We start from the raw sequence: 12,856 nt of genomic DNA, 5'->3' as shown, positions 1-12,856 counted from the left end.
ATGCGGACAAACGCCGGCAGCTTAGCAACGCCGGCTGAAGGCGCGCTGGCTGCGCGACGCCGTTTTCCGCGTGTACACGGCGAACCGTCAGCGCCTGGCCGAGTCTGTTCCGGCTTGGCACGTCCGCCCCTGTGGCGACGGACAGTTTTCTGGACTCCGCGCCTGGCGCAACGTTGCGGGCCAAGCGCAGGCGCAGTCGTATCGCGCCACGCGGTTGCTCAGAACGAACGGCCGTCGACGTGTTGCACGGGCACCGCTTCGAGGTCCACATTTTCCAGGCAGCGAATATTGATCGCCGCCATGCGGTTGCCTTTGGGATCAGTGCCTTCGCCGAACGGATGGATGCCGCAGGTCGGGCAGAAGCGATGCTGGATCGCATGCCGGTTGAAGGTATAGGTGGCGAGATCCGCTTCGCCCGCCTGCACCGTCAACGCGTCGCGCGGCACGAACCAGAGCAGCGAACCCTTGCGCTGGCACATGGAACAGTTGCAGGCCATGGCGCCGTCGATCTCGCCCTCGACCGTGAATTTTACGGCGCCGCAATGGCAACTTCCTTCGTAGGTCATCAATGTTCTCCGTGGTTGTGGCGGACCGATCGTCAGTACTCAGGCATGCCGGGCGACGAGCCGCGCTAGGGTATTCCAGGCTCGCGTCGTTGCCGATGCGGCGGTGATCTTTTCGAGCAATGCATTCGGACTGCCCGGCGTATTGCCGAGCTTGCGCGAGACGCTGAATACCTCGCCCTGCGTGCGCGCGAGCAGTTCGACATCGCCGCGACGCGAGGACATGGGAAGAGCCGGCAACGCGGCCGCGCGCGGCGCGAGGAAGGTCACGCAGCATTCGTAGACGGCGGCGCGGTCGATCGCGGCAAACGGCTCGATCGCAACGAGCGTTGCGAGGTCATCCACGCGCCGCAGGAAGGCCGGTTCCTTGAGGCCGCAGACCTGTTCGAGCTGGGCCACGGCGCTGCGCAATACGCGATCGCCGCGTGCGGCCGGCGCGGAAAACACGAGCGTGCCGTTGACGAGAAACGACGCCGCGTCGGTGGCGCCGGCATCGAGGAACGCCTGTTCAAGCTGCGACTTGCTCGGACAATTCGCGCGGCCGAGATTGACGTTGCGGAAGAACGCGGCGAACTTCATGCGCTGCCGACGAAGCTATGAAGGCCTGGAAAACCCAGCGGACTCATGCCGCGCGCCACTGCAGGCAGAAGCCGTATCCGTCCGGGTCGCGCAGCATCAGCTGTTTCATGCCGTAGTGCGTGACCACCGGTGCGTCTACCGGAACACCCTGCGCGCAAAGACGCAGATAGGCCGCGTCGAGATCGCGACAGCCGACGTAGAACGCCGTATCGCCGTGCGCCGTGGCGCGTGCCGCATCGCGCCGGCCGGGCCTCTCGTCGCGCTCGTACTGCGCATTGAGCATGATCTCCATGCCGTTGCGGCACAGCAGGCACCACTCGCAGTCCTCCGTGTCCGGCGCCCGCTGCGTGACCTGGAAACCCAGCACGTCGCGGTAAAAACCCAGCGACGCGCGCATGTCGAACACCTGGATCAGCGGGCAGAGGCCTTCGAGCTGGATTTCCATGCAAACCCCGCATCAATCGGTCTGATAGGACGCAAGCACACTCCGGCGGGCAGGATGACATGAAATGGGCGTCGGCCCCCAGGGCTTGGTGGCGCCATGTCCGCGATTGCCTGTGCGTCAGCGATGACATGGTTGTTACGGACGACAGACGGCTCCTTTAACCCGTATTTCTCGCACCCCTTCTACTGCGGACGGCGGATCGACGGCCTCGCTACGAACGGGTGTGAGAAATGCGGGCTAAAGCAAGACACCGCGCGCGGCAAGACCTTCACGCACCCGCCGGATCGCGATGCCTTCGTTCTTTTTCAGCGGCGGCTGTCCGGCGACTTCCTGCGGCCGTCCGCCGGCATGGTGCAGAGCGATGAGCCGACCGTCGGCATCGAACACCGGCGAGCCCGACGAGCCGACCTGGGTATCACTGAGGTACTGCACGACCGCTTCGTCGCAGTAGGTGATCTGATTGCGCGCATAGGCGAGGCGCTTGCGCTGGCCGTCGGGGTGCTGGATCACGTAGGCGCTGCCTTGCACCGACGCCACGCCGAGCGCGTCCAGCGACAGGATCGGAACGGTGTCCGGCAGATTTTCCTGCGTGCGGATCACGCCCCAGTCGCTGGCCTGCTCGTCGACGATGCTGTCGAGACGACACGGGTAGCGCTGGGCCGGCAGCTCATCGCCGTTCGCATCGAGTTCGTAGCCGAACACCGCCGTGACCGCGTAGACGTCGCAAGCCTCTGGATGGAATACATGCCAGTTCGTGAGCAGCAGATCGTCGCCGATGCGAAACGCGGTCCCATAGCTGGTCGCCTTGTCGAATCCCTTCCGACAAGCCAGGTCGAGCCGGCAGACAGCGGCCAGCAGCGGCTGCAGGCGCGTCAATGCCGCAATGAGCCCGGGCACATCGCCGGTCGAAATACTCAGGTCGTCGTGGAACAGCAGTGACTCGGGTTCGCTGACGCTGTCCTCACCTGTGCGGAAACGCGGCGCACCGTCTTCGGCGCGGGGCTCCGCCGACAGCGCCGGTGTTTCGCCCGCGAGTAGGTCACCGATGAACGCGCGGCGAGGACTACGGGGAAATTCCGTGGCCGCGAGTTCGACGAGCGCGCGCGTGAAACCACGCGGTGCGGCGTAGTCGAGGATGTCCTTCCAGAGGAAAAACGGCGGCTGGTCGGCGTTGAGCTCGTAGGGCGGGATGCCGATCTTTGCGGCGGCGAACAAGGCGGCTTTTGCGGAGGGGTATAGCTGTGCGAGCACGAGGTGGAGTTCGCGTGCGGTGGGATCGTGGAAGGGGAAATGGGCGGCGTCGAGGATGGGCATGGGCTAGCGTTCCGGGCGGATGCGGCCGGCGAGGCTGTCGACGAGGGGGACTAGCGGGTCTTCTGCATCGAAAAAGAATTTGAGCAATCTGCCGCGCACTTCATCAGCGGCAACGCGGGAAGCTGCGCTGTCAGTTGCACCGTAGACAGATATGTCATCCTCGTACATCGAGAGCCACTTGAGGCCGCCGACCAAAATCTTTTCCGGTCCCTTGTCTCCCCCAAAAAGGGTTTCGATACTTTGGCGCAATACCCTAAATGAACTTACCTGACGAGGCCCATCCGCGAACACAATGCGCAAGCTCGTCGTTCGCGCCACCAATGCCTGCGCACCGAGCACGGACTTAGACAGACGGCGCTTCGGCTCAGTAGTGTCAAAATGCAGGAATGACCATAGGAACGTTCGGTCGGCAATGATGGACCAACGTCGCCATGCGCATTCGAGCATTCGAGCCATTGACTGCGGTACCGCAGCTGGCCAATCGGATGACTCCAACTCATATCCATCAAGCACGCGGGCTCGCAATCTTCCTATATCCGCAAGCTCCCCAACCAAGTTTTTTTGCCGGCAGACATCAAGCGTTTTCAAGAATGTTGCGCGTTGAAAGTTGTCTGCAGCTAGTACCAAGAGTTGCGTCACCGAAGGTGAACGCGCGACTTTTTCTAGTGCTCGGTCCAGTTCCGGCAAGCTCACGTCGAGCCACGACAACCAGTCTGTCCATCCAGGGTGCCGCCGCCGCGCGTTGACTGTGGCCATTAGCTCCCGTGCAAGTTCGCGCTCCGCTTCAAAGTCGGCATTTCGACGAATGCGCGCTGCGCGAACTGCAGCCAATGCCAGATCGCCAAACCGAGGCCCAGGCCAGCTTTCCGACGTGCACCATCTGTTTAGCACGCTATCGGAGCGGCGCGAGTGTCCGAGGTCGGTTAGCAGCAATGCTCTCAGCATTGACCTATCGCGACGCACAGATTCCGCCGCTTGTCCTGGCGAGCTAGTCAGCAGCTCCAACGCACCGTGCGCATCATCTTTCTCGCGAAGTTCAAACGCATCATGAAACAACAGCGGACTGCCTGGCGTGCGTTCCTTACGCTCCGCCAGAATTCCCCCTACTGCTCTATCCAGCCCGCGGCTTCGCGCCGCTCGTATGCGTTCCGCCGCATCCAGCTCCCACACCGCGAGATCGGTGTCGGAGATGCTGACAACGCCGAGCCGTGCGCTCAGCCACTCGCACGCCACGGCGGGCAGACTCTCAGTCGCATAGTGCAGAAATGCACCACAGCCGTCGCGCCAAGCCAACTGCGCACCGGCGACGTCACCAAGGCGCAACCGGTGGTAGACGAGCTCCGCCGCGAGTTCGGGTTCACGCGGGTCCAACGCCGTATACCAGCGCTCGGCGCGCGTATCGATTGTGTGCACGAGATCGCGCTCGCTGCGTTCCAGCAACTCAAGGGCCGGCGCGCGTATTTCACCGCGCAATCGCAGCACGCCTTCGCCGTCGACGAGGGACACTTCCCGCGCAAACGCGCGTATCCACTCGGACGGCAAGCGTGCCGGCAGATCGACGAGGTCGCGAAAGATTGGTTCGAGCAGATCGGCGCTCAGGCGGCGCAACACCAGCGATGCCTTGGCCAGCGGCTTGATCGCCGCATCCTGGATACGTCCGAGAATCCGGCCGTAGAGAAATCCGGCGACGATGCGCTCGGGCAGATCCCGCGGCACGTCGTCGACATCGCCGCCGCTGTCGACGAGCTGCACCGCGAGGTGGAGGATCAGCGGCAGCCCGCGCGACAGACGCAAGACTTCATCGACGACCGGCTGCGCAACCACGCCGTGCCGTGCGAGCCAAGTCGTCGCGTCCGCGGTGCTCAAGCCGCGCAGCGGAATCTCTCGCGCGGCCTCGCCGCTGAGACTCAACGTCGGCACCGGCGCCCGTCCCGATACCACGATGCGCAGCGCCGGCAGATGCCGGGCTAGCCGCTCCAGCAGCGGCCAGAGTTCCTGATAGCGCTCAACATGCTGCGCGACTTCGAAGCTGTCGAGCACGAGCAGCATCGGGGCACTGCCGCCGGCCTGCGCGAGTGCAAGAGCGAGCGCTTCAGCCGCCTGTTCCCAGCGTGCGCCGTCGATTTCACCGACCGGCGCATCGAGCCCGTCGAGCTGCAGACGCGCCTGGGCGTAGAGTGCCGCGATGACCGAAGGCGCATCGTCGGCGGCAATATCGGCGCGATCGAAATCGAGCCAGAGCAGAACGCTTGATGCCGGCAGCTCCTGCGCGAAGCGCGCGACCAGGGCCGACTTGCCTACGCCGCCTATGCCCCAGACATAGACCGGCTGCTGCCGCGGCGCGGCGAACCACTCGCGCAACACCTGCAACTCCGCATCGCGGCCGAGGAAATCGTCGCCGGCAATCGCATCGAGCCGGCTGCGCAGACGGCGACGCTGCAGCGCGCGTTCTACCTGAACCGGTGCCGGCAGGTCGGGCGCAACGTCGGCGAACCAGTGCACGCCCTGTATCCACCACGGGAGCTCGTCGTCGGGAACATTCGCGAGCGCATACGGCGGCCCGGCGAGAATGCGCGCGATCATGCGCTGGGCGGCGCTGTCGTCGGCAGCGGCGGCGTGATCGCGCAGCGCGGCTAGTGAAACACTGCCGTCGAGTACGTTGCGGCGTACGCCAGGCTGCAATGTCCACGAATCCGCAGCGCTGTCGACGACGAGATGGCGCAGGGCGTCGCGATCTTCGGATGCGAGCGACGCCGGATCGAAAACTGCGCTGACGGCGGCGCGCAGCAGCGCAGCCTCGACCGATGACGACGACGTCGCCGCCACTTCACCGCTGCACGCTATCGCCTTGCTGCCCGCCAGGAGGTCTGCCAGCCGGTAGTAGCGCGCGATATCCGGCCAGTGCCGCGAACGCTGGAACAGCGCGAGCAGCGTATCGAGGCCCAGACCGAAACCTTCCGACGATTGCGGCCGCAACGAACCCATGTGCATGCCGAGCACCTGCCATTGCGCGTCGAAGATCGGCGCACCGCTGGAACCGCGCCGCGAATACGCGTCGTAGCGAAACGCGTGATCGCCAGGCGCTAGCAGTTGCCCCTGACTCAGCAGCATCGGTGAATTTCCGCCGATGAAGGCGAGCATGGACACAGGTTCACGTTCCCCGGGCGCCCTGCCGCGCAATTGCAGTTGCGGGATGGAAACAGCTCGATTCAGCTTGACCAGCGCGATCTCCCGCCTGTGCAGCAGTGTCTTGGGCGCTTCGTCCAGATCGAGCAGCTCGATCTCGCTTTCCCCTTCGACGACCTGCTCCCACGCGACGTCAACGCCGTCGAAAGCTGTGAATACCAGAGCCTGCAGTTCGGCCGGTTCGGTGGAATGAGTGTCGGTCTTGAGCATGAAGCCCGGGCAAATCACGAGATCGGGCGTCAGCAACCAGCCGGTACCTAACTGTCCCTGGCTCTTGCGCGCATGCACCCTGATGCGCACAACGCAGAGCAACGCATCGGAAAGTCCTTGCGCATAAGCCTGTGCCGGCGCAAGAAACGTATTTTCCTGCGGCAGCGACGGCGTGCCCGGCGTGTCTTGGGGAGTGGACATGACCGGCCTCAGAGTTTTGCCAGCAGCTGGCTCAGGCCATCGTGGATATGACCCAGGCGCGCGCAGCCATCGTTCGCGGCGTTCGCCTCGGCCCTGATCACGACCCGCGCCGCGAGAATACCGGCTTGCAGGTCCGGCAGGGTCTTGCGGTTGTAGCGCGCCCAGCGCAGCAGGAATTCGGCGATGGCCTGGTCGTCGATCTCGGATTCGACGACCTGTTCCTCCATCCAGCATTTGCGCCAGCGAGTTGGTAAAGGTCCTTCGGGGTAATCGATCAGCACCAGACGGATCCAGCGAGCGACTTTTGGATCCTGCATCTGCAGCACGATCTGTTCGCACAGTTCGCGCACCTGCGGATCGAGCAGAGAGACGCCGTCGCGCACGCCGAGATCGTCTACGACGATCCAACGCTGCGTACGCCGTTGCTCGTAGTGTTCGGCCAGCGCGCGGCACGCCGCGGCAAACGACGCATTCTCCGTCGTCTGCCGAGCCGGCGGCTCACCGACGTCCCGGAAGATCAGGCGCAAGGCGTCATCCGCCGTACCGATGGAACCCGAACCCAGGTAAGTACAGCCGTGGCCCAGCGCCTGCGCATGCGCCTGCACCACGTGACGCGTCCAGCTCTTACCGCTTTTCTCGCCGCCGCGCACGAGCAGCACCTGTACCGGCGAAGTGGCTTGGCCGAGCTGACGCAGCGCAGCATGCAGCGGCGCACGATTGACGAAGATCTGTTCGCAGCGGATGAAGTGCTCCGGCGGCGCATCGTCACCGACGGCCTGCTCGACGATGAGAATGGCGGCGTCGACCCGGGGCAGCTGCTTGTTCCGCAGCAGCGCAAACAGCGATGGCAACAGCCCGGCCATCGCCGTCATGTCGAGCGCGTTCTTCCACATGATGGTCGGCTTGCCGTCGACGAGTTCGTACAGCTGCTGGCTGCAGGATCGCAGCAGCAGATCGATCTCGTCGTAGTCCCGGAACAGGCGGCTCAGTTCTTCGTGCAGCTCACGCGCTTCACGGCGATGCCAGGGATAGCTCGCAGAATCGAAGAACGGATGCGCCAAGACAGGTCCCCCGAACTCCATGGACGACTCAAATATCTCCGCGGACTCCCGTAGCGATGCGATGCCGGGACGTCCTGTCGCAGCGAGAATAACGCAGGGCTCGGACTCGCACTACCGTGAACTAGTTGCGTTTTGGCCAAGTCGCCGCGACACGCCGCTGACGTCAACGGCACTATCGTCGGCCGTGACGAATTCGCCATGAGCACGCCACATGCAGCCGATGATCAACATCGATGTGCCGGACTTGGAACGGGCCTGCCGCTTCTATGCCGAAGCTCTCAGCCTGCAGGTCAGACGATCGCTGTTCGACGGCACGGTGGTCGAGCTCGCCGGCGCCGGCCTGCCAATTTTCCTGCTTGAGAAACCCGCCGGATCGATCGCCGCGGCGGCGCAGCCGCGCAACTACGCGCGGCACTGGACGCCGGTGCATTTCGACGTGGCGGTGGACGATCTGGATGCGGCGCTGGCGCGTGCGCTGGCCGCGGGGGCTGTGCTCGAAGGTGATGTCGACAGCGCAGCCTGGGGCCGCATCGCGCGGCTCGCCGATCCGTTCGGGCATGGGTTCTGCCTGATCGAGTTCAGCGACGTGGGATATGCGGCGGCCGAAGATCCGCGTTAGATCCTGTTGCTCGGCGTTTTACATTGCATAGGACGCCGAAGCTGCGTGAATTCATGTCACGGGAGCCGCGGCAGTTTTTCAGAACGCGATGGCCCGAGGGGCGCGGCTACACCACCCCCACCCAACCCTCCAGCCCGTTGGGCGTTCAAGGCAGCCAGAACCTTGCGGTTCTGGACGGCTGCCTTTCCCCCCTTGAAGGGGAGGGCTAGAGCTCGCCTGATCTACCTTTGCAGAAATCCCTCAGGCCTTCTCGAAAGGCCGCAGCAGCCAGCGGCATAGCGCCGGCAGGAAGATCAGCGCGGCGAACATGTTGACCACGAACATGAAGGTCAGCATCAGGCCCATGTCGGCCTGGAACTTCAGTTCCGAGAAGATCCACATTGCCACACCGACGGCCAGCGTGAGCGCGGTGTAGAAGATCGCGATGCCGGTGGTCTTGAGCGCGGCGAAGTAGGCTTCGGTCAGTGGCGCGCCGGCCTGCATGGATTCGCGCATGCGCGCGAAGATGTAGATCGCGTAGTCGACGCCGATGCCCACGCCGAGGGCCACGACGGTCAAGGTGTTGACCTTGAGGCCGATGCCGAGCTTGACCATGAGCGCGTGGCCGAGTTCGGTCACGAGCACCAGCGGCAGCACGATGCACAGCGCGGCGAGCGGATTGCGGAAACTCAGCAGGCACATGACGAAGACGGCGCCGTAGAGCAGGTACAGCATGATCGCGTCGACTTCGCGCACCTTGTCGTTGATCGCGGCGAGCACGCCGACGTTGCCGGTGGCCAGGCGCAGGTTGATCTGGTCGCTGTGGAAGGTCTCGCCTTTCTCGGCGGCGTCGGCGGCCTGTTGGGTCAGCTGCGCGTTGAGGTTGACGTTGCCGCCGGACCAGGCGCCGTTCTTCTCGCGGAAGTCCTTCACGGCGGCGACGACGCGGTCGATCGTCGTGGCGCGGTGGTCGCCGAGGAACAGCATGATCGGCATCGCGCTGCAGTCGGCGTTGAGCAGGCCCGAGTCGGTTTCGAAGCCCTGCGTGGCCATGCGCAGCGTGTCCGGATCGCGCGGCAGCGCGCGCCAGCGCAGGTTGCCTTCGTTCCAGCCGGCATTCACGATCTTCGCGGCCATGGGCAGGGTCATGACCTGTTCCACGCCTTCGATGTTGCGCATGTGCCAGGCGAAGCGGTCCATGGTTTCCATGACCGGATAGCTGGTCGTGCAGGCCGAGGGCTGTGCTTCGGCGATGACATTGAGCATGTCGACGCCGAGCGCGAACTTCTCGCTGATCAGCACGGCGTCCTGGTTGTAGCGCGCTTCGGGCCGCAGCTCGGCCACGCCCTTCTCCGCGTCGCCGATCATCACCTGATGGCCGTACTGCTTGGCGAAGAACCAGACGGTGACACCGATCACGATGATGATCGCGGCCGGTACGGGGCGGCTGAATTTCGCCAGGAACGACCAGATCTTGTCGAACTGGGTCAGCTGACGCAGGCGGTACTGGCGCTTTTTTTCCAGATTGCGCAATTGGCAATAGGACAGCAGCACGGGCAGCAGGACCAGGTCGGTCAGGATCGTGATCGCGACGCCCACCGTGGCGGTGATCGCCAGCTCGTAGATGATCTGGATCGGGATGATGAGGATGGTCGCAAAGCCGATGCAGCCGGCGATCAGCGCGACCGAGCCAGGCACCAGCAACATGCGGAACGCGAGGCGCGCCGCGGTATGCGCGTCGACGCCGCGGCGCTGGCTGAGTTCCTCGACCGTGCCTTCTTCGAGACCGCCGAAGAAGATCTCGCCGCGGAAGCGGTTGATCATCTGCTCGCCGTGACTGACCGCGATCGCAAAGATCAGGAACGGCGTCAGCATGTTCATCGGATCGATGCCGAAGCCCAGCAGCTTCAACGCACCGAGCATCCACAGCACGGCGATCAGCGCGCAGAACACCGTCAGCGTCGCGAGCTTCACCGACGAGGAATACAGGAACAGCAGGATCCAGGTGAAGGCGATGGTCAGGAAGAAGAAGATGATGACCGAGCGCGCGCCGTCGCTGATGTCGCCGACCATCTTGGCGAAGCCGATGATGTGCACGCTGGTGGCATCGTTCTCGTATTTGGCCCGGATACCTTCGAGCTGGCTGGCGACTTTCTGGTAGTCGAGCTTGACCTGCCCTTCGCCGCCTTCGGGCACGAGTTCGGCCCAGACCATCGCACCGGAGAAATCCTTGGCGACGAGACGGCCGACGATGTTGGCCTTTTCGATGTTGGCCTTGATCGTGGCGAACTGTTCGCTGGTCGCCTCGAAGCCTTCGACGCTGGGAGTGAATTCCTGCGGGATGACGTTGCCGCCGGCGAAACCGTCCTCGACCACTTCGACGAAGCGCACGTTCGGCGTGAAGATCGAGCGGATGCGCGCCTCATCGACATTCTCGATGGTCTTCACGTCCTGCGTGATCTTCTCCATCGTCTGCATGAACGGCTGGCTGAACATGTCGCCGTTCTTGGCCATGACCGCGATGAGGATGCGGTTGGCGCCACCGAACTCCTTCTCGTAGTCGAGAAAGGTCTTCATGTATTCGTGCTTGAGCGGGATCTGCTTCTTGAAACCGGCATCGACGCGCAGCTGCGCGCCGAACCAGCCCATCGCGATCGTGATCAGCGCGAACAGCACCAGCACGACGGTGCGGTTGCCGAACACGGCCCGCTCGGCGAAGCGGTGGAATGCGCTGGGATTGTCTACCGCCTTGATCGAACCCGCCATGTCGTCCCCTCGTGCTCTGCTGGCCGCTGCGGCATCGGCGGCGGCTGGAATTTCTGGAATGCTTTACTTGTGTGACTTTCCCGATCCCGCCGATTCAGCGCGGCTGGTAGCGCGCGACGCCGTTCTCGCCAGCGACGAGGAACGCGCTGCCGCCTTCGATCGGCAGCACCGCGGCCAGCGCACCGGCCGGATCGATCGCGCCGGCGCGCAGCGGTTCGGTCGCGCTGCGGCGCACGAGCACGAGCCCGTTCGCGCCGACCAGCGCCACGCCGCCGCCAGTCAGCCGCACGCCGCCGAGCAGGCTCAGTTCGGTCGCGGTCGGCAGTTCCCGCCAGGTATCGCCGAGGTTGTCGGTTTCGAACGCATGGCCACGCAGGCCGAACACGATGGCGCGCTGTCCTTCGAAACCGATCGCGCCGAACATGGAACCGTCATAGGGCAGTTTCATGCGCTGCCAGTTGGCGCCGTTGTCGCGCGAACGCAGCAGGCTGCCGCGTTCGCCGGCGATCAGCAGCGAGCCGTCGCTGGTCCGCGCGATCGCATTGAAGTGCGGCTCGCTTTCGTCTTCGATCTTCAGTTCCTCGCGCGAGAATGTCCATTTCTCGCCCGGTGCCGCGGCAGTCGCCACGGGCGCGGCGTCGGCGAGGATCTGGCGTTCGTTCCAGGTCGCGCCGCCGTCGCTGGTTTCGAGGAACAGGCTGTAGGCACCGACGGCAATGCCGCGGTTCTCGTCGAGGAACAGCACGTCGAGCAGCGGCGCGCCGTGGCGTGCACTGCTGCCGCCTGCATCGGTTGGCGGCAGCCACGGATCGCGGCGCTGCACCTTCCAGTGTTCGCCGGCATCGTCGCTCGCGAGGATCACGCCGTCGCCGCCGACGGCCCAGACCTTGCTGCCGACCGCACTGAGCGCCGTCAGCGTCGCGCGCGTCGGCACATCGGCGACCTGGCGCCAGTTGCTGCGGTCGTCGGACAGGATGATCGCGCCGCGCTCACCGATCGCGATCGCGCGATTGCCGGATTCGACGAGGTCCAGCAGCAGCGACTGGGTGACCAGCGGCATCATTTCCGCGGCACTGTTGACGGGCTCGGGCCAGGCCACGGCCGGTGCAGCCTTGGCCGGTGGCGCTGCCGCCGGCGCGCTTGCCGTGGCCGCTGCGGGTTCGGCCGCAGGAGCGGCGGCGCTGCCAGCGGAAGCGGCTTCGGCGGGCGGCGGCGGTGCGCTTGACTCCTGCGCCAGGGCCAGGCCGCTGACGAACAGCGACGACACCAGGGCGCGGCGCCAGAGCGACAGCGCGGTCTTCGATTCGTGTTGGTGCAAACGTCCCATCAGCCAGCCCCTCGCAGTCTGTAGGCAAGGACCGCCCCGGTCCCTGTCCGGCTGACGCAGGCGGTACCTGCGCCGGTTCGATTCGTTGTTTCCCGGGCAACACACAAGGCAGTAGTTCGCGGCACTTGTGTCTGGCGCTTTTCGCACGCTCCCCGCAGCGGCCTCACCTTAGCGCAATCGCGGGCCGTCGCGGAATGGTCGCGTGCGGACTTCCCGTGGCGGCTGCGCCGCTTTCGCAAAACTTTTCCAGGCTTGTGCGGCATCGCGGTTGTCGCGCGGGAAATATTCCTTCGCGCATTTGCATTGCAGCATGCGCGACACGGCTGCTCCGCTGCGCAACGGCCCTGCACGCAGCCTTTGCAACGCGCAGATCCAAAACGCGATCAGCCGCCCCGAAAACGGCAGCGGCTGATGCAGGAACCGCGATGTCCGGCCACTTCCCGGTAAGCTGAAAACCCGCTCCGATTTTGGAGCCCCCTTGAGTCAAGGGGGTAAAGAGCGATCGCTTAGAACCGCAGGTTCTGATCACTCTGAACGCCCAACGGGCCGGGCGGGGGGCGGGGGGGGTGATAACGAAACTAGGAGTCGGGGGTGATTTGGGGGGCT

9 protein-coding genes are annotated in these 12,856 nt (G+C 64.6%); 1 reads left to right on the top strand and 8 read right to left on the bottom strand.

Features of this window, described 5'->3' with window-relative positions; genetic code table 11:
• Positions 1–218: 218 nt before the first annotated feature.
• The 6 genes from RUU78_RS23150 to RUU78_RS23125 all read right to left on the bottom strand — a co-directional run bounded on the left by RUU78_RS23150 (position 219) and on the right by RUU78_RS23125 (position 7,559).
• Positions 219–566, bottom strand: coding sequence for a GFA family protein (locus tag RUU78_RS23150; protein ID WP_313920131.1), 348 nt, complete (start codon positions 564–566; stop codon positions 219–221).
• A gap of 39 nt (positions 567–605) precedes the next feature.
• Positions 606–1,142 carry a DUF1697 domain-containing protein gene (locus tag RUU78_RS23145; protein WP_313920130.1) on the bottom strand — a complete coding sequence of 179 codons (537 nt, stop codon included), beginning with the start codon at positions 1,140–1,142 and terminating at the stop codon, positions 606–608.
• Positions 1,143–1,185: 43 nt separating this feature from the next.
• On the bottom strand, positions 1,186–1,587 hold the full coding sequence (locus RUU78_RS23140) for a VOC family protein (protein WP_313920129.1): 402 nt from the start codon (positions 1,585–1,587) through the stop codon (positions 1,186–1,188).
• Between the two features lie 237 nt (positions 1,588–1,824).
• The gene (locus RUU78_RS23135; protein WP_313920128.1) at positions 1,825–2,901 is read right to left on the bottom strand and encodes a trypsin-like peptidase domain-containing protein; all 1,077 of its coding nucleotides are present in this window, start codon (positions 2,899–2,901) and stop codon (positions 1,825–1,827) included.
• A gap of 3 nt (positions 2,902–2,904) precedes the next feature.
• On the bottom strand, positions 2,905–6,297 hold the full coding sequence (locus tag RUU78_RS23130) for a trypsin-like peptidase domain-containing protein (protein ID WP_313920149.1): 3,393 nt from the start codon (positions 6,295–6,297) through the stop codon (positions 2,905–2,907).
• 209 nt (positions 6,298–6,506) lie between these two features.
• The gene (locus tag RUU78_RS23125) at positions 6,507–7,559 is read right to left on the bottom strand and encodes a hypothetical protein (RefSeq protein ID WP_313920127.1); all 1,053 of its coding nucleotides are present in this window, start codon (positions 7,557–7,559) and stop codon (positions 6,507–6,509) included.
• 211 nt (positions 7,560–7,770) lie between these two features.
• Here RUU78_RS23125 and RUU78_RS23120 point away from each other — a divergent pair, with 211 nt between their 5' ends.
• Positions 7,771–8,178 (top strand): VOC family protein, encoded by a 408-nt coding sequence (locus tag RUU78_RS23120; protein ID WP_313920126.1) that lies wholly within the window; start codon positions 7,771–7,773, stop codon positions 8,176–8,178.
• Positions 8,179–8,418: 240 nt separating this feature from the next.
• On the opposite strand, the gene RUU78_RS23115 is transcribed toward RUU78_RS23120, so the two are convergent.
• Positions 8,419–10,923, bottom strand: a complete 2,505-nt coding sequence (locus tag RUU78_RS23115) for an MMPL family transporter (RefSeq protein ID WP_313920125.1) — start codon at positions 10,921–10,923, stop codon at positions 8,419–8,421.
• Between the two features lie 94 nt (positions 10,924–11,017).
• The gene (locus tag RUU78_RS23110) at positions 11,018–12,250 is read right to left on the bottom strand and encodes a YCF48-related protein (protein WP_313920124.1); all 1,233 of its coding nucleotides are present in this window, start codon (positions 12,248–12,250) and stop codon (positions 11,018–11,020) included.
• Between the last annotated feature and the right edge of the window lie 606 nt (positions 12,251–12,856).

This window comes from Tahibacter sp., assembly GCF_032229445.1.
In the GTDB taxonomy this organism is placed as follows: domain Bacteria; phylum Pseudomonadota; class Gammaproteobacteria; order Xanthomonadales; family Rhodanobacteraceae; genus Tahibacter.
Note: the sequence above shows the minus strand (reverse complement) of the source record. Positions and strands in the feature narration are given on the sequence as shown.